Source organism: Tropicibacter naphthalenivorans (assembly GCF_900176475.1).
Taxonomy (GTDB): domain Bacteria; phylum Pseudomonadota; class Alphaproteobacteria; order Rhodobacterales; family Rhodobacteraceae; genus Tropicibacter; species Tropicibacter naphthalenivorans.
The window spans coordinates 112954-129525 of record NZ_FWXX01000004.1; the positions used below are offsets into that span (position 1 = coordinate 112954).

General features: G+C 63.4%; 17 protein-coding genes. 12 read left to right on the forward strand and 5 right to left on the reverse strand.

Annotated elements, in window-relative coordinates; genetic code table 11:
- The first annotated feature begins 96 nt into the window (after window positions 1-96).
- Complete coding sequence (locus B9A11_RS10390; RefSeq protein WP_058247470.1) at window positions 97-2247, forward strand: transglycosylase domain-containing protein; 2151 nt, start codon at window positions 97-99, stop codon at window positions 2245-2247.
- 63 nt (window positions 2248-2310) lie between these two features.
- Here the strand turns inward: B9A11_RS10390 and B9A11_RS10395 are convergent, their stop codons facing one another.
- Entirely contained in the window at window positions 2311-2895 is a 585-nt protein-coding gene (locus B9A11_RS10395; protein WP_058247847.1) for an MlaC/ttg2D family ABC transporter substrate-binding protein, read from the reverse strand.
- Between the two features lie 11 nt (window positions 2896-2906).
- A complete protein-coding gene (locus B9A11_RS10400) occupies window positions 2907-3656 on the reverse strand; it encodes an MlaA family lipoprotein (protein ID WP_058247471.1) in 750 nt (249 codons plus the stop codon).
- A 215-nt stretch (window positions 3657-3871) separates the two neighbouring features.
- Between B9A11_RS10400 and B9A11_RS10405 the strand changes: the two genes are divergently transcribed.
- From B9A11_RS10405 to B9A11_RS10430, 6 genes are all read left to right on the forward strand, one after another.
- Window positions 3872-5605 carry a type I secretion system permease/ATPase gene (locus B9A11_RS10405; protein ID WP_058247472.1) on the forward strand — a complete coding sequence of 578 codons (1734 nt, stop codon included), beginning with the start codon at window positions 3872-3874 and terminating at the stop codon, window positions 5603-5605.
- On the forward strand, window positions 5602-6906 hold the full coding sequence (locus B9A11_RS10410; RefSeq protein WP_058247473.1) for an HlyD family type I secretion periplasmic adaptor subunit: 1305 nt from the start codon (window positions 5602-5604) through the stop codon (window positions 6904-6906). Before B9A11_RS10405 ends, B9A11_RS10410 begins: the two co-directional genes overlap by 4 nt.
- 190 nt (window positions 6907-7096) lie before the next feature.
- Window positions 7097-7561, forward strand: a complete 465-nt coding sequence (locus tag B9A11_RS10415; protein ID WP_058247474.1) for a RidA family protein — start codon at window positions 7097-7099, stop codon at window positions 7559-7561.
- On the forward strand, window positions 7561-8322 hold the full coding sequence (locus B9A11_RS10420; protein WP_058247475.1) for a glycerophosphodiester phosphodiesterase family protein: 762 nt from the start codon (window positions 7561-7563) through the stop codon (window positions 8320-8322). The genes B9A11_RS10415 and B9A11_RS10420 overlap by 1 nt, the downstream gene beginning before the upstream one ends.
- A gap of 33 nt (window positions 8323-8355) precedes the next feature.
- Complete coding sequence (locus B9A11_RS10425) at window positions 8356-9540, forward strand: GNAT family N-acetyltransferase (protein WP_058247476.1); 1185 nt, start codon at window positions 8356-8358, stop codon at window positions 9538-9540.
- Window positions 9537-9827: a 4a-hydroxytetrahydrobiopterin dehydratase gene (locus B9A11_RS10430; RefSeq protein ID WP_058247477.1), complete on the forward strand. Its 291-nt coding sequence runs from the start codon at window positions 9537-9539 to the stop codon at window positions 9825-9827. Before B9A11_RS10425 ends, B9A11_RS10430 begins: the two co-directional genes overlap by 4 nt.
- Window positions 9828-9919: 92 nt before the next feature.
- Here B9A11_RS10430 and B9A11_RS10435 read toward each other — a convergent pair whose 3' ends face one another.
- The gene (locus tag B9A11_RS10435; RefSeq protein WP_058247478.1) at window positions 9920-10408 is read right to left on the reverse strand and encodes a peroxiredoxin; all 489 of its coding nucleotides are present in this window, start codon (window positions 10406-10408) and stop codon (window positions 9920-9922) included.
- An 82-nt stretch (window positions 10409-10490) separates the two neighbouring features.
- Between B9A11_RS10435 and B9A11_RS10440 the strand changes: the two genes are divergently transcribed.
- Both B9A11_RS10440 and rsmD read left to right on the forward strand, forming a co-directional pair.
- Window positions 10491-11699 (forward strand): NAD(P)/FAD-dependent oxidoreductase, encoded by a 1209-nt coding sequence (locus B9A11_RS10440; RefSeq protein WP_058247479.1) that lies wholly within the window; start codon window positions 10491-10493, stop codon window positions 11697-11699.
- A complete protein-coding gene (rsmD, locus tag B9A11_RS10445) occupies window positions 11696-12253 on the forward strand; it encodes a 16S rRNA (guanine(966)-N(2))-methyltransferase RsmD (RefSeq protein WP_058247480.1) in 558 nt (185 codons plus the stop codon). Before B9A11_RS10440 ends, rsmD begins: the two co-directional genes overlap by 4 nt.
- 1 nt (window position 12254) lies before the next feature.
- Here rsmD and B9A11_RS10450 read toward each other — a convergent pair whose 3' ends face one another.
- On the reverse strand, window positions 12255-13223 hold the full coding sequence (locus B9A11_RS10450; RefSeq protein WP_058247481.1) for an MBL fold metallo-hydrolase: 969 nt from the start codon (window positions 13221-13223) through the stop codon (window positions 12255-12257).
- Between B9A11_RS10450 and B9A11_RS21120 the strand changes: the two genes are divergently transcribed.
- Both B9A11_RS21120 and B9A11_RS10455 read left to right on the forward strand, forming a co-directional pair.
- Window positions 13224-13490, forward strand: coding sequence for a hypothetical protein (locus tag B9A11_RS21120; protein WP_143595850.1), 267 nt, complete (start codon window positions 13224-13226; stop codon window positions 13488-13490).
- A gap of 12 nt (window positions 13491-13502) precedes the next feature.
- Window positions 13503-14543, forward strand: coding sequence for a TRAP transporter substrate-binding protein (locus B9A11_RS10455; protein WP_058247482.1), 1041 nt, complete (start codon window positions 13503-13505; stop codon window positions 14541-14543).
- A gap of 136 nt (window positions 14544-14679) precedes the next feature.
- On the opposite strand, the gene map is transcribed toward B9A11_RS10455, so the two are convergent.
- Window positions 14680-15492, reverse strand: coding sequence for a type I methionyl aminopeptidase (map, locus tag B9A11_RS10460; protein WP_058247483.1), 813 nt, complete (start codon window positions 15490-15492; stop codon window positions 14680-14682).
- A gap of 134 nt (window positions 15493-15626) precedes the next feature.
- On the opposite strand from map, the gene B9A11_RS10465 reads away from it, so the two are divergent.
- On the forward strand, window positions 15627-16553 hold the full coding sequence (locus B9A11_RS10465; RefSeq protein ID WP_083499830.1) for a mechanosensitive ion channel family protein: 927 nt from the start codon (window positions 15627-15629) through the stop codon (window positions 16551-16553).
- The last annotated feature ends 19 nt before the right edge of the window (window positions 16554-16572 follow it).

Sequence of the window (16572 nt, forward strand, 5' to 3'; positions counted from 1 at the left end):
GCGCAAAGAAAACGCTCAATCGGTTTGCAGGTGGTCAACATTCGCGGCGCGAGCCACTATATTCGCAAGCAAAAGGCGCAAAGAGCAGACAGATTCATGAGTTCTTCAGGAAAAAAGCCCTCGCGGCTGGTTGCAGACCGTCGTTACCCGCGAAAATCCGAATCGGCGCCCAAGAAAAAGGCACCGGCGCGGCGTGCGCCCAAGCGCAAGGCACCCCGCGGACCGATCCGCAAAGTGCTGACGGTGCTGCTGTGGCCGTTTCTGATGCTGTGGCGGCTGGTCTGGCGCGTGGTGGTCTTTGCCTCGATCGTGACGGCGCTGCTCATCGGCGGCGCGGTCTGGTACACCTCGACCGGCCTGCCCGAAATCTCGGACATGGTCGACGGGCGCGCACGCGGCTCTGTCACGCTGCTGGACCGCGAAGGCCGGGTCTTTGCCCTGCGCGGCGACCAGTTTGGCGGGGCGGTGACGGCGGACAGCGTTTCCGAGCACCTCAAGAACGCCATCGTCGCCACCGAGGACAAACGCTTTTACAGCCACTTTGGCCTGTCGCCGCGCGGCATCGCCAGCGCCATTCGCATCAATATGTCCGAGGGGCGCGGGCCCTTGTCCGGGCACGGCGGCTCGACCATCACCCAGCAGACCGCGAAACTGCTGTGCCTCGGCGTGGTTTATGACCCCACGAAATGGGAATCCGAGGTCGATTATGTCGAGGATTGCCGCCGCGGGTCGCTGAAACGCAAGGCGACAGAGGCGATCTACGCCATGGCGATGGAGTGGAAGTACACCAAGTCCGACATCCTCTCTATCTATATGAACCGCGCTTATATGGGCGGCGGGGCCTATGGCGCGGCGGCGGCGGCCGAGCGCTATTTCTCCAAACCGGCGGCGGCGCTGAACCCTGCCGAATCGGCGATGCTGGCGGGGCTGCTGACCGCGCCGTCGTCGCTGGCGCCCACGGCCAACCTGAAACGCTCGCAAGATCGCGCCGCCACGGTGCTGCGCCTGATGAACGAACAGGGCTATCTGTCGGATGCAGATACTGCCTATTGGCAGGCCAACCCGGCGACGCTGGCCGAAAGCTCGAAAAACCTGGCCGGCGGGTATTTCGCCGACTGGATGATGCGCACCGGGCCGGAATTTTTCACCCGCGACACCACCGAAGACGTGATCATCAGCACCACGTTGGACCCGCGCATCCAAAAGGCCGCCGCCGACGCGGTGAACAAGGTCTTTTCCGAAAAGGTCCGTGAAGGCTCCAAGGCGCAGGTTGCCGTGGTGGTCATGAGCGCCGATGGCGCGGTGCGCGCGATGATCGGCGGGCGCGACACGGATGCCTCTGGCGTGTTCAACCGCGCCTTTCAGGCGATCCGCCAGACCGGCAGCGCCTTTAAACCCTTTGTCTATGCCACCGCGCTGGAACTGGGCTATTCGCCGCTGGACACCATCGTCGATGAGCCGTTCTGCATGAATATCCCCGGCTCGGGCCAGTGGTGCCCCGAGAACTACAGCCACAAGAATTATGGCCGCGTGACCCTGACCGAGGCGCTCAAGAACTCGCTCAACATCCCCGCGGTCAAGATTTCCGAAAGCGTCGGGCGTGACCTGGTGATGCGCGTGGCGCGCGATTTCGGCATTTACCGCGATCTCAAGGACACGCCGTCGCTGGCGCTGGGGGTCTCCGAGGCGAACCTGCTGGAGATGACGGGCGCCTATGCGGGCATCCTGAACGGCGGCTCTTCGGTGACGCCTTATGGGTTGCGCGAATTGCGGCTCAAGGGCGAGTCAGAGGCGCTGATGGGCACCCCCGGCGGCATGGGCGAGCGGGTGATCCGCCAAGAGGCGGCGGGCCAGTTGATCTGGATGATGGAAAAGGTCGTGTCCGAAGGCACCGGCGGGCGGGCGCGCCTGCCTGATCGTCAGGTGGCGGGCAAGACCGGCACCAGCCAAGAGGCGCGTGATGCGTGGTTCGTGGGCTTTAGCGCCGATTACGTGGCGGGCGTATGGATGGGCTATGACGACAACACGCCGCTGACTGGGGTGACGGGCTCGGGCCTGCCCGCCGAGATCTGGCACGAGGTTATGGTGCGTGTGCACGACGGCCTGCCTGTGCGGCCCCTGCCGATGGTCCAGCCCGCGCCCATACAGGTGGCCGAGCCAGAGCCGACCCCTGCCCCGGTGCCGCAGCGGCGGGTGCAGGAAAGCGTGCTGGAGCAGGTCTTGCGCGACATCTTTGGCGGCAACTAAAGACCTCAGAAACACAAAAGGCCGGGGATCGACCCCGGCCTTTGTCGTTTCTGTGCCCCGCGCTTAGGACGCCTTTTTCAAATCCGCAATCATCGCGTCGATGTCGCCGCGCCGCTTGTCCAGCATCGCGCCAATCTCGGTGCGTTCGGTCAGCAGCATGTTCACGCCTTCAACGTACATGTTGAAAAACAGATCCTTGCCGGTGCGGTCCGACACGTGGAAATCCACGCGGAAGGGCGCTTCGCCCTTGAGATAGGCGGTGGTTTCCACCTGGAAATAGTTTTTGACCGCCTTCACGCCCTTGACCTCTAGCCGCCCGCCCATGAATTCGCGGAACCGTTTGCCGTACTTGCGGCTGATGTAGCCGGTGAACGCCTTGGAAAACGCCGATTTCTGCGCCGACGTCGCCCGGCGGCCATCGGCCCCCATCGCGTAAGCGGCGATATAGGAAATGTCGGCGTATTTCTTGAAGATGCGTTCAAAATCGCCGTACATCGCGCCTTCGGACTTGCCCGAGGCGATCACGCGGTTGATGTCCCCCACCAGCGCGTCGACCAGTTTCTTGGCCTGCGCTTCGTTCAGCGCAAACGCCGCACCGGGGAAGAGGGCCAAGGCAGCAGCGCCTGCCAGAACAGTGCGGCGGGTCATGAACGTCATACTCAAAATCCTTCTGTATCCAGCGCCAGCGGGTCGATTTCTTCGCTCGCGGGCGGTTCTTCACCTAGTTCGAAACGCCGGTTTTGCAAGTACATGAGACGAAGTTGCGCGTAACTGTCGGCGCTTTCGTACAGCACCGAATCGACCGTGTCAGAGTACTGCCCGCGGTCCTGCACCTCGTCGAAAATCCACGCGCCGGTCTTGAAGCGCTTTTGCGGCGTGGTCAGCACGTAGTCCAGCGGGTTGGTAAAGAAATCCACCACGGTGCCTGCGGTGTCGCGCTCGGTCGACGGACCATAAAGCGGCAGTTCCATATACGCCCCCTCGGGCACGCCCCAAACGGCCAGCGTCTCGCCAAAGTCGGTTTCGTCCTGCGGCAGGCCCAGATCGGCGGCCACGTCAAAGATGCCAGCAAAGCCCATGGTGGCATTGATGCTGAACCGCAGGGTGTTCTTGGTGGCATCCCCCAGACGGCCTTGCAGCACTTGGTTCACCACGGTTTTCGGCAAGGACGTGGTGTCGACAAAGTTGCCCACCACGATACGCACATCCTGCGGCACGGCATTGGACAGCCCCTGCCCCGAGCCGCGCAGCAGCTTTTCATCGACGCCGGTGTTGAACGCGTGAATCTTGCGGTTGGACGCCTCGTAGGGGTCCCAAATACCGTCGGGCGCCTCGTTGGGCCCGGGGACAGAACAGGCTCCGGCAGCAGAAACCAGAGCCATGGCGAAAAACGCACGCTGAAGTGTCATTCCGCGTCGACCTTTCATTGATACCTTGGGGTAGCGGCAGCTATTCCCTAAAAGGATACTTAAATTCATTTTGAAGCGAACCCAATTCAAAAGCCCGGGAGCGCAGTATTTGTGACACATTGGCGACAGCGGATTTCGATGACACTGTCATTTACCAAGACCTATCCTGCCACACAGTGGCACAATGAACAAAGCCTTCGGGCGGAAAGACGCGTATGAGCACCGCGAACAAAGACACAGGCCGCGACGAGCTGCGCGCCATTCGGCGCAAGAGCCGTCCCTATTTCTGGTTTGTTGCCGTTTTCAGTTTCTTCGTGAACCTGCTGATGCTGACCGGCCCCTTGTATATGATGCAGGTCTATGACCGGGTGCTGGGCTCGCGTTCGATTGCGACGCTGGTGGCGCTGTCGGTGCTGGTGGCGTTCCTGTATGGGATGATGGGCATTCTGGATTACGTGCGCGGGCGCGTCATGGCGCGGGTTGCCGCGCGGTTTCAGGCCGATCTGGACCTGCGGGTGTTCGACGCGGTGGTGCGCCGTTCGACCGTTATGCCCGATGAGCTGGCGCAGACCGGCCTGCGCGATCTGGAATCGGTGCAGCGCTTGCTGTCCTCGCCCGTCTTGATGGCGATGTTCGACATTCCGTGGTCGCCACTGTTCATCCTTGGGATCATGATTTTCCACCCGTGGCTGGGCTATCTGGCGATTGGCGGGGCTGTGGTTTTGATCGGGGTGACGATCCTGAACCAGAAACTCAGCCGCGAGCCGACGCTGAAATCCAACATGGCCGTGGTCCGCGCCGAGCGCACCGCCGAGCAGATCCGCCAAGAGGCCGAGATGGTTCAGGCGCTGGGGATGCGCGGACACGCCTTTACCCGCTGGATGCACGCCCGGTCTGAAAGCCTGCGTGGCCAGATCAGCACCGCCGATTTGACCGGCACCTTTACCACGATGACCAAGACGTTCCGGATGCTCTTGCAGTCCGCGATGCTGGGTCTGGGCGCCTATCTGGTGCTGCAAGGCGAGATGACGGCGGGCGCGATGATCGCAGGTTCGATCCTGATGGGCCGCGCGCTGGCCCCCGTCGAGCTGGCGATTGGCCAGTGGCCGATGGTCGAGCGCGCGCGCAAAGGCTGGGCGAACCTGTCGCAACTGCTGACCGAAGTCCCCGAGGACATGGAGCGCACCCAACTGCCCAAGCCCCAAGCCAAGCTTGAGGTGCAGCAGCTGACCGTGGTGCCGCCCGGCGAACAGCAGGCGGCCTTGCGGCTGGTGTCGTTCAACATCGCGCCGGGGCAGGCTTGCGGCGTAATCGGGCCGTCGGGCTCTGGCAAATCGACGCTGGCCCGCGCGCTTACCGGCATCTGGCGGCCTGCCGGGGGGAAAATCCGCCTCGACGGTGCGTCGATCGACCAATACGGGCCGGACGTTCTGGGCCAGCACATCGGCTATCTGCCGCAGCGCGTGACCCTGTTCGACGGCACCATTGCCGAGAATATCGCGCGCCTCTCGCCGCAACCCGACGCCGAACAGGTGGTCGCGGCGGCGAAGAAGGCAGACGCGCATGAGATGATCCTGAAACTGCCCAACGGCTATGACACGCGGGTGACCGCCGCCGGGGGCCGCCTGTCGGGCGGGCAAATGCAGCGCATCGGCCTTGCGCGGGCGATGTATGGCGATCCGGTGATCCTTGTGCTTGATGAGCCGAACTCGAACCTCGACAACGAAGGGTCCGAGGCCGTCAACAAGGCGATCCGCGGCTTTAAAGAAGCGGGCAAAGCGGTGCTGATCATGGCGCACCGCCCCGCCGCCATCAAGGAATGTGACCTGCTGCTGATGATCGAAAACGGCCAGCGCGCCGCCTTTGGCCCCAAGGAAGAGGTCCTGCGGTCCATGGTCAAAAACCATCAACAAATTCAGACCAGTGCTGGTCCCGGAGGTGTGCGATGAGCTCGCAATCTGATTTCCCGCTCAAGGTGCCGATGACGGCGGGCATTGTGGCGCTGGGGCTGCTGGTGGGCGGCTTTGGCACCTGGGCCGTGACGACCAATATCTCTGGCGCGATTGTCGCCGGGGGGCAGATCGAGGTCGACCAGAACCGTCAGATCGTGCAGCACCCCGACGGCGGCGTTGTGGCTGAGATACTGATTGACGAGAACGACACCGTCGAAGCGGGCGATGTCCTGATCCGGCTGGACCCGACGATGCTGCTGTCGGAACTGGCCATCGTCGAAGGGCAGTATTTTGAAATGCTCGCCCGCCGCGCGCGCCTGAGCGCCGAGCGCGACGAGGCCGAGACGATGGAGTTCAGCCCGATCCTGCTGGAGCGCGCCGAGACAGACGCTGAGGTCGCCGAACTGGTGTCCGGTCAGCGTAACCTCTTTCTGGCGCGCAGCGAAAGCGTCACGCGCGAGATTGAGCAGCTGGACAAACGCCGCGAGCAGATCGCCGATCAGGTGACCGGGATCGAGGCGCAGCAAGCGGCGCTCAACCGCCAGTTGGAGCTGATCCGCCAAGAGCTGACCGCCAAGGAAGGGCTGCTGGGCCAAGGGCTTGTCCGCGTGGCCGAGGTGCTGGCCCTGCAACGCGAAGAGGCGCGCCTGTCCGGTCAGGTGGGCGAACTCACCGCCGGAAAGGCGCAGGCCGAAGGGCGCATCACCGAGATCGACATCCAGATCCTGAGCCTGCGCACCCGCCGCCGCGAGGAGGCGATCACCACCCTGCGCGACCTGCAATACCGCGAGCGCGAGCTGGCCGAACGCCGCCGCGCCTTGCAGGAACAGCTGACCCGGATGGAGATCAAGGCCCCGGTGTCCGGCGTGATCTATGGCCTGACGGTATTTACCCCGCGCTCTGTCATTCGGCCTGCGGACCCGGTGCTGTACCTCGTGCCGCAGGATCGTCCGCTGGTGATTGCCGCGCAGGTGGAACCGATCCACATCGACAAGCTGTTCGTGAACCAAGAGGTGTCGCTGCGCTTCTCGTCCTTGGACCAGCGCGAGACGCCGGAGCTGTTCGGGCAAGTGGTGCAAATCTCGGCGGATGCGTTCCAGGACGAGGCCTCGCGGCTGCGCTACTACCGCGCCGAAATCATCCTCAACGAAGGTGAAATCGCCCGCCTGCCCGAAGGCGCGGCGCTGATCCCCGGGATGCCGGTCGAAGCCTTCATCCGCACCGAGGACCGCACCCCGCTGGCCTATCTGGTGAAGCCTTTCACCGACTATTTCGCCAAGGCCTTCCGCGAAAGCTAGGCCCAACTGATCCAGCGGAGCGCGCTGGCGCGCGCACAGGTTATTATGATTGGCGCGCCCCTCACCCGGGCGCGCTTTTCTTTTGGCGCCGCCGCGAGAGGGGCGGTTTTTTCGCGATTGCGTCGCTGCTGGGGCTTTCCCTTGGGGCGCGGCGCGCATAGCGTCCGGGCAAAGACTTGGAGGTTTTCCCATGAGCAATGCAATCGAATCCCGTCTGGCCGAGCTGGGCCTGACGCTGCCCGACGCCCCTGCCCCGGCGGCGAACTATGTGCCTTATGTCATCTCGGGCAAGCAAATCTTTATCTCTGGCCAGATCTCGATGAAGGATGGCGCGTTCTGGACCGGCAAGGTCGGCGCGGACCTGACCACCGAAGAGGGCGCGGAAGCGGCGAAATCCTGCGCCATGGCGTTGCTTGCCCAAGCGCGCGCGGCCTGCAGCGGCGATCTGTCCAAGCTGGGGCGTCTGGTGAAACTGGTGGGTTTCGTGAACTCGACGCCCGAATTCACCGAGCAGCCCAAGGTCATCAACGGCGCGTCCGACCTGATGGTCGAAGTGCTCGGCGAGGCGGGCCGTCACGCCCGCAGCGCGGTGTCCGCAGGCGCTTTGCCGTTCAACGTCGCGGTGGAAATCGAAGCGATTTTCGAGCTGGCGTGATGCACCCCAAGGCTCTGCCCGACAGCTTTCTGGCCACGCCCATCGCGCATCGCGCCTTGCACGACGTGACCCAAGGCCGCCCCGAGAATTCGCGGGCGGCCATTCGTGCGGCCATTGCGGCGGGCTACGGGATCGAGATCGACGTGCAGCTGTCCAAGGATGGCGAGGCGATGGTCTTTCACGATTACGCCTTGACGCGGTTGACCGGTGCGGCGGGTCCGATCCAGCAAAAGACCGCGGCAGAGCTGAGCGCTTTGTCCCTGCTGGGCGGCGATGAAGGCATCCCGACCCTGCCGCAGGTCTTGGGTCTGGTGGCGGGGCAAGTGCCTGTGCTGATTGAGATAAAGGACCAAGACGGCCAGATGGGCGAGGGCATCGGCGCGCTGGAGGCCGCCGTGGCCCGCGCGCTGAAATCCTATCCCGGTGACGTGGCGGTGATGTCCTTTAACCCGCATAGTGTGGCGGAAATGGCCCGCCTGCTGCCGGATGTGCCGCGCGGTCTGACCACCTGCGGCTATCGCCCGGACGACTGGCCGACCCTGCGCGCCGAGGTTCGCGACACCCTGCGCCGCATCCCCGATTTCGAACGCGTGGGGGCCTGCTTCGTCAGCCACAATCACCAGAGCCTCACCGCCCCCGCCGTGCAGGCCTTGCACGACAAGGGCATCGCGATCCTGACGTGGACCATCCGGTCGCCAGAGGAAGAGGCAGCCGCCAGAAAGGTCGCCGATAACATCACCTTCGAGGGATACGCCGCTTGAACCGGCGCGCAGACGTGCCAAATTGAAGGCACGATGAGCAGCCAAGATCTATCCGTCACCGTCCTGACCTCGTTGTCCGAGATCGACCCCGAAACATGGGACGCCTGCGCTTGCCCAGAGGCGGCGGACGGGCGGCCCATGGACCCGTTCACGACCTACCGCTTTCTGAGCGCGCTTGAAGACAGCGGATCGGTCGGCGGGCGCAGCGGCTGGGACCCGAGGTATTTGATGGCGCAGCAGGGCGACGAGGTGATCGCCGTTGCGCCGCTGTACGGCAAGCATCACAGCCAGGGCGAGTACATCTTTGACCACAACTGGGCGCACGCGCTGGAACAGGCGGGCGGGCGCTATTACCCCAAGCTGCAAATCGCCGTGCCCTTTACCCCCGCCACTGGACGGCGGTTCCTGACCAAGCCGGGGTTCGAGGCGGTCGGCATGTCGGCGCTGGTGCAAGGCGCGGTGCAACTGGCGGCGAACAACGAGCTGTCCTCGTTGCATGCCACGTTCTGCACCGAGGCCGAGGCGATTGCAGGTGCGCAGATGGGCCTGCTGCACCGGGTCACCACGCAGTACCACTGGGTGAATGACGGTTACGGCAGCTTTGACGACTTCCTCGCCTCGCTGTCTTCGCGCAAACGCAAGAATATCCGCAAGGAACGCGCCAAGGCGCAAGCCTTTGGCGGCACGATCGAAGTCCTGACCGGCAATCAGATTGAGCCGCACCACTGGGACGCCTTCTGGGTGTTCTACCAAGACACCGGCGCGCGCAAATGGGGCTCTCCCTATCTGACGCGGGCGTTTTTCGACCTCGCGCAAGAGCGCTTGCGGGACGACATCGCGCTGATCATGTGCAAGCTGGACGGGCAGTATGTCGCCGGGGCCATGAACCTGATCGGGCGCGAGGTGCTGTATGGGCGCTATTGGGGCTGCATCCAGGATTTCCCCTGCCTGCACTTTGAAGCGTGCTATTATCAGGCCATCGACTTTGCGATTGCCCAAGGGCTGAAACGGGTCGAGGCGGGCGCGCAGGGCGAACACAAACTGGCGCGCGGATACCTGCCGGCCCCGACGCATTCGCTGCATTGGATCGCCGATCAGGGGTTTTCCGACGCGGTGGCGCGCTATCTTGAAGCGGAACGTAAAGCTGTGGACGAGGATATAGAGATCCTCACGGCCTATGGGCCATTCCGCAAAGACCAAAGGGAGGAACAGCAATGACCGAGAGACTGTCGGACACAGCCCGCAAGACGGTGCTGGGACCGCTGCTGGACAACGGCTGGGAGCTGCTGGGCGACCGCGACGCCATGCGCAAAACCTTTAAGTTCAAGGACTTCACCGAGGCGTTTGGCTGGATGACCCGCGCGGCGATGTTCGCCGAGAAATGGGATCACCACCCCGAGTGGTCCAACACCTACAACACCGTGGTGGTCACGCTGACCACCCATGACGTGGACGGGCTGTCGGCGCTGGACGCCAAGCTGGCGCGCAAGATGGACGGGCTTTAGGGCCCGATCTTGGACACATAAAATCCTAGACAAACAAAAAGGGCGCGCCACATCGGACGCGCCCTTTGACATTTAATGGCCCTTTCAAGCGATCAGATCGCCGCCAGCAGCGCCTCGCCGCCAGAGATGTCACAGACGCCGGGGTTTTCCTCGGCGTGCAGGACGGTGACCACGCCATCCTCGGCCACCAGAGCGTAGCGCTTGGAGCGGTCGATCAGCCCGGCGGGGGGCGCGGTGAAATCCATGCCCACGGCCTTGGTGAATTCGGACGCGGCGTCGCCCAGCATCGAAATGCCCGCAGCGGTCGCCCCTGTGCTTTCGCCCCAAGCGCCCATTACGAAGGGGTCGTTGACCGACAGGCAGATGACCTCGTCGACGCCCTTGGCTTTGAAATCCTCGATGGTGCGCATAAAGCTGGGCACGTGGGACGTGGTGCAGGTGCCGGTGTAGGCGCCCGGCAGCGCAAAGATCACCACCTTGCGGCCTTTGGTCAGCGTGTCCAGCTCGACCGTTTCCGGCCCTGCGTCGCCCATACGAGACAAAGTTGCGTTTGGCAGACGGTCACCTTGGGAAATTGCCATTGGCGCTCACTCCTTGAATTGCGTTTCCTGTGATCTCGACTATAGGCTGCGCGCAAACAAGGGAAATGGGAGAGTGCGGAAAATGGCGAAAGTTGTGGTGGTTGGCGGCGGCCAGGCGGCGTCTTCTTGTGTGGCGCGGCTGCGGGCCAAGGGGTTTGAGGGCACGATCACCCTGATTGGCGAAGAGCCCGTCGTCCCCTATCAGCGCCCGCCGCTGTCCAAGGCGTACCTGCTCGGCGATATGGAGCTGGAACGGCTGTACCTGCGCCCGCAGGCCTTTTACGAGGACAACGGCATCGACCTGCACCTGAATGAGCTGGCCACCGGCATCGACACCGACGCCAAGACCGTGCAGGCAGGGGATCACGCCCACGATTACGACCACCTCGTGCTGTGCACCGGCTCTGCGCCGCGCCGCCTGCCTGCGGCCATCGGCGGCGATCTGGAGGGCGTTTTCGTGGTGCGCACTCTGGCGGACGTCGACGCGATGGAGCCGCGCTTTACCAAAGGCGCGCGGGTGTTGATCGTCGGCGGCGGCTATATCGGGCTTGAAGCGGCAGCGGTTGCGGCCAAGCTGGGGCTCAAGGTCACGCTGGTCGAGGCGGCGGATCGCATCCTGCAACGGGTCGCGGCGCAGCAGACTTCGGACTATTTCCGCGACCTGCATACCTCGCACGGTGTCGACATCCGCGAAGGCGTGGGCCTGTCGAAGCTGACCGGCGAGGGCGCGGTGACTGGCGCGGAACTGGCCGATGGCACCACGCTGGAGGTGGATTTCGTCATCGTCGGCGTCGGCATCACCCCGACGTCCGGTCTGGCCGAGGCGGCGGGGCTGGAGCTGGACAACGGCATTGCGGTGAACGCCCAGTGCCAGACCTCTGATCCGTCGATCTGGGCGGCGGGCGACTGCGCAAGCTTTGTCCACAACGGCACCCGGATGCGTCTGGAAAGCGTTGGCAACGCCATCGACATGGGCGAATTGGTCGCCGACAACATCATGGGCGCGGGCCGCGATTACGTCGCCAAGCCGTGGTTCTGGTCCGACCAATACGACACCAAGCTGCAGATCGCCGGGCTGAATGCCGGCTACGACAAAATCGTCACGCGCAAGGGCGCAGGCGACGAGGTGTCGTTCTGGTACTACGCGGGCGACAAACTGCTGGCGGTGGACGCGATGAACGACAGCCGTGCCTACATGGTCGGCAAGCGCTTGATCGAAGGCGGAAAATCCCCGGCGGCAGAGGCCGTGGCGGATGCCTCGACCGACCTCAAGGCGCTGCTGAAAGCGTGAGGATCATCGCCGGAGACTTTCGCGGGCGTCGGTTGACGCCCGTGGGCAAGGGGGACGCGGGCGCGCACCTGCGTCCCACCACCGACCGCGTGCGCGAGAGCCTGTTCAACATGCTGGCGGGCGGGCGCTTTGGCGAGCCGTTCGAAGACGCGCAGGTGCTGGACCTGTTCGCCGGAACGGGGGCTTTGGGCCTAGAGGCGCTGTCGCGCGGGGCGGCGCATGTGACCTTGGTGGAAAATGGCCGCGTCGGGGCCAAGCTGATCCGCGCCAACATTGCCCTGCTGGGCTGCGGCGACCGGGCGCGCATGCTGGGCGCGGATGCCACCCGCCTGCCCGCCGCGGGCACCCCTTGTTCGCTGGTTTTCCTTGATCCTCCGTATGGCAAGGATCTGGGCGCGCGCGCCTTGGACGCCGCCCACAAAGGCGGCTGGATCGCCCCCGGCGCGCTGATCGTCTGGGAGGAAAACGCCCCCCAGCCCGCGCCCGAGGGCTTTGTCCCGCTGGACACCAAGCGCTACGGCGACACCACCGTCACGCTGCTAGAGGCGCGGTAAGTTACCACTGCCACATGGCCGGGACGAACTGATAGGCCTCGCCCTCTTTGCGCACGTGGCCGACGCCGGGGAACGGGAAGTGATAGCCCAGAACGGCCATCCGATCCGTCGCCGCCATGTCCAGCAAGCGCTTGCGGGTGGCGACGGTTACATCGCCGTCCATGTCAAAACCGTTGAACCACTCGGGCCGCGCAAAGCTCATGTAGGCGTGGCTCATGCTGTCGCCGAGCGCGAGCAACTGCTGGCCCTCGCTTTCGACGATGATCGACATGTGACCCGGCGTGTGGCCCGGCGTGTCGATGACGCGAATGCCCGGCGCGATTTCCTGCTCGTCCGCCATCAGCGTCCACTCGGCCCCGTCCACGTTCAGCGAGTTCACCGCGCCCACGACGAACTGCTGCATCTCGGCGGGCACGTTCGAGGCCAGCCCGTCCTGCGTCCAAAAAGCGTGCTCTGCCCCGCCGATGAAATACTGCGCATCCGGCAGGATCGCCTCGTCGAAATCGTCGCGAATGCCCCAGATGTGGTCAGGGTGGGCGTGGGTGATCACCACATGTGTGATCTCGGCCCCGTCGATGCCTGCGCTGGCGAGGTTGTCCATCAGACTGCCCGCCGTGGGCAAAAAGCGCGAGCCAGAGCCCACATCGACCAACACCTTGGCGTCCCCAAGTTCGATCACGATGTGGTTGGTGTGGCTGTAGTTGGTGTCCGGCGACAGGAAATAGCTGGTCAGAAAAGCCTGCACCTCGGCGGAATCGGCGTTGACCCCAAGGCCGCTGACCGGGGTTTCCAGATGGCCGTCCGAGACGATGGTCAGCTTGGCCTGCCCCAGCGTGAAAGAGAAATGCGACGGGTTGCTCGCGCTCGGCGCGCCCAAGGTCTGCGCACGGGCGGCAACCGGCAAAGCCAGCGCAGGTGCGGCGGCAGCCATCGAGAAAATCTCGCGGCGGGTGGGTTTGAAGATGGTCATTTGGCCTCCCTGAAATTCAAGCATTCGCATGAGAAGATATCACTGCAGGGGCGCATTTCCACGATTCCTTGCGTCAAATCCGCAGGTTTCCCGGCCAGAGAAAAACACCCGCCAATTCCCACCCGCCGGGTGAAAATTCATTTTTATCAAATGGTTAAATCCCAAATTTTAGCGTATTGCGACGCATTGGCTGTTGCGCTGGATTTGCCTTGGGCTTATTTCAGCGTCGTCGCCGCGATGCAGCAACGCCCGCGGCACCATCAGTAAGGAGATCGCCAAATGACGATCAAGACCGCAGCTTTCACCCTTATGGCGGGCCTCATGGCCAGCACTGCGATGGCCCAAGAGGTCACTTTGCGCTTTCAGCACTTTGTGTCGCCCCAGTCGGCCAACCCCAAATACTTCATCGAGCCTTGGGCCGAAAAGATCGAGGCCGAGTCCGGCGGTCGCATCAAGGTTGAGATCTATCCCTTTATGCAGCTGGGCGGCACCGCGCCGGAACAGTTCGACCTGATCCAGGACGGCGTGATCGACGGCGGTTGGGTGATCCCCGGCTATCAGGCGGGGCGTTTCCCGGAAACCGAGGCGCTGGAACTGCCCTTTATGGTGACCAAATCCGCCGAGGAAGCCAGCCGCGTGGCCTGGGAATTCACCCAGAAGTACCTGACCGACGACTTTGAGAACGTCCACCTGATCGCCGCGCACATGCACGGCCGCGGCTTGGTGCACAAGAAAGGCCCGGCGGTCGATGATCTGACCGACTTCGAAGGCCTCAAGCTGCGCGGCCCCTCGCGCCCGGCGACCCTGCTGCTGGAGAAACTCGGCGCGATGCCCATCGGGATGCCGGTGCCGCAGTTCACCGAAAGCCTGTCCAAGGGCGTCGTCGATGGCGGCGTGATTACGTGGGAGATGTCGCCGTCGCTGAAGCTGGACGAGCTGACCGACAGCCACACGGATGTGGCGGGGGACTACTCGCTGTACAACCTGTTCTTCATCTGGGCGATGAACAAGGACGTGTACGAGAGCCTGCCGGACGACCTGCGCGCGGTGATCGACGCGAACTCGGGTCTGGAAACCTCGGCCTGGGCGGGGCGTGCGCATGACTTGGGCGACGCGGACGGCAAGGCGGTGATGATCGCGGCGGGCAACGAGGTAGCAGAAATGTCGCCCGAGATGACCGAAGTGATCAAGGCCAAGGGTGATGAGGTGATCGCCGACTGGATCGCCGACATGGACGCCAAGGGCCTGCCCGGCGCGCAGATGGTCAAGGACGCCCGCGCACTGGTCGAGGCCAACAAGGGCGCGCAGCCCGAGGGCTGATACGCCAAGCGGATACGGCAAGATAAAAGGGCGTGCGGAGAAATCCACACGCCCTTTTATCTTGCGGGGCCCAAATCTCTTGCAAGAGATTTGCAAATTCCTTCGCTAAGGAATTTGCCCCCGTGCCCCTGAGACGTCAGCTTTTGTAGGTCGGGTGGAACAGGCCAGCCGGAGACAACGTAAAGATATCGCAGCCGTCGGCCGTCACCCCGATGGAATGCTCGAACTGCGCCGACAGGGATTTGTCGCGCGTCACCGCTGTCCAGTCGTCCGCCAGCACCTTGGTTTCCGGGCGGCCCACGTTGACCATTGGCTCGATGGTAAAGAACATGCCTTCTTCCAGCACTGGCCCTGTCCTTGCGCGCCCGTAATGCAGCACGTTCGGCGGCGCGTGGAACACCCGACCCAGACCGTGGCCGCAAAAGTCACGCACCACCGACATGCGCTGCGCTTCAACGTAGGTCTGGATCGCGTGGCCGATGTCGCCAAAGGTGTTGCCGGGTTTGACCGCCTCAATGCCCAGCATCAGCGCGTCATGCGTGACTTGGATCAGGCGCTCTGCCTTGCGCGGCAGCTTGCCCGCCACGTACATCCGCGAGGTATCGCCGTACCAACCATCCACGATCACCGTCACGTCGATGTTCAGGATATCGCCGTCTTTGAGCTTTTTGTCGCCGGGAATGCCGTGGCAGACCACATGGTTCACCGAGATACAGGACGCGTGCTGATAGCCCTTGTAGCCGATGGTCGCGGAAATCGCCCCCGCGTCGTTCACCCGGTTGCGGATAAAGTCATCAATCGCGCCCGTCGTCTGGCCGACAAAGACATGCTCTGCCACCTCGTCGAGGATCTGCGCGGCCAGCTCGCCCGCCTTGTGCATCCCGGCGAAATCGCCGTCTTCATAAATCCGGATCCCTTCGCGGGTCACTCGGCCGCCATCTGCACTCACGTTACGCTCCGTCCTTGGTTTGCGGGTTATGTAACGCCTTACCTTGGCTTTTGCCAGACCACCCTGCGCCGCAAGCCGGGAACTTTGGTCCTCTGCAGGGCGTTTTGATCAAAACAAGACCGGAGACAGGACAGATGGAGCAGCTGACGCAGCTGATGAACACCGAAATTTACAACGGCAAATCTCTGTCGGATTTGCTGACGCTGGAATTCCTCGCGCAGATCCTTGGCAATGTGGTGGCAGCCATTGTCATCCTGCTGGTCGGCTGGATGATCGCCAATTGGACGCGCCGCCGCATCCAGACCCTTGGCGAAAACCACGCGCGCTTCGACACCACGCTGTTCCACTTTCTTGGAAATGCCGCGCGCTACGTGGTGCTGGCCTTTACCGCGCTTTTCGTGCTGAACACCTTTGGCGTGCAGACCACGTCGATTGTTGCGGCCATCGGCGCCGCCGGTCTGGCTGTCGGCCTAGCCCTACAAGGGACCCTGTCCAACGTCGCTGCCGGTGTGATGATCGTGGTGTTTCGCCCCATCAAGATCGGCGATTTCGTCGAGGTCGCGGGCGAGATGGGCACCGTCAAGGACATCACCCTGAACACTACGGAACTGGCCTCGCTCAGCAACGTGCAAGTGATTATCCCCAACGCCCAAGTCTGGGGCAACGTGATCGAAAATTACTCGGTTTATCCGACCCGCCGCGCCGAGTGGACCTTTGGCGTGGGCTATGGTGCGAACCTGAAAACCGCCGAAGAGACCATCCGCCAGACCATCATGGCCGATCCCCGCTCGCTGTCCGAGCCTGCGCCGTTCATCCAAGTGAACGGTCTGGGCGACAGCTCGGTGGATTTCCTCGTGCGGGTCTGGGTCGAGAGCGCCGATTACTTCCAATACCAAGCCGACATGAAACGCGCGGTCAAAGAGGCGCTGGACGCCGCCGGGGTCGACATTCCCTTTCCGACGCGCACTTTGGTCATGGACGATGGCGATGCGCCGAGCCCCTCTGATCCAAACCCGAAAACGGACAATCGCGGGCTGGATGGCGACGAAGAGGCCGCCTGACCCACCGCTTTCCTTTGGG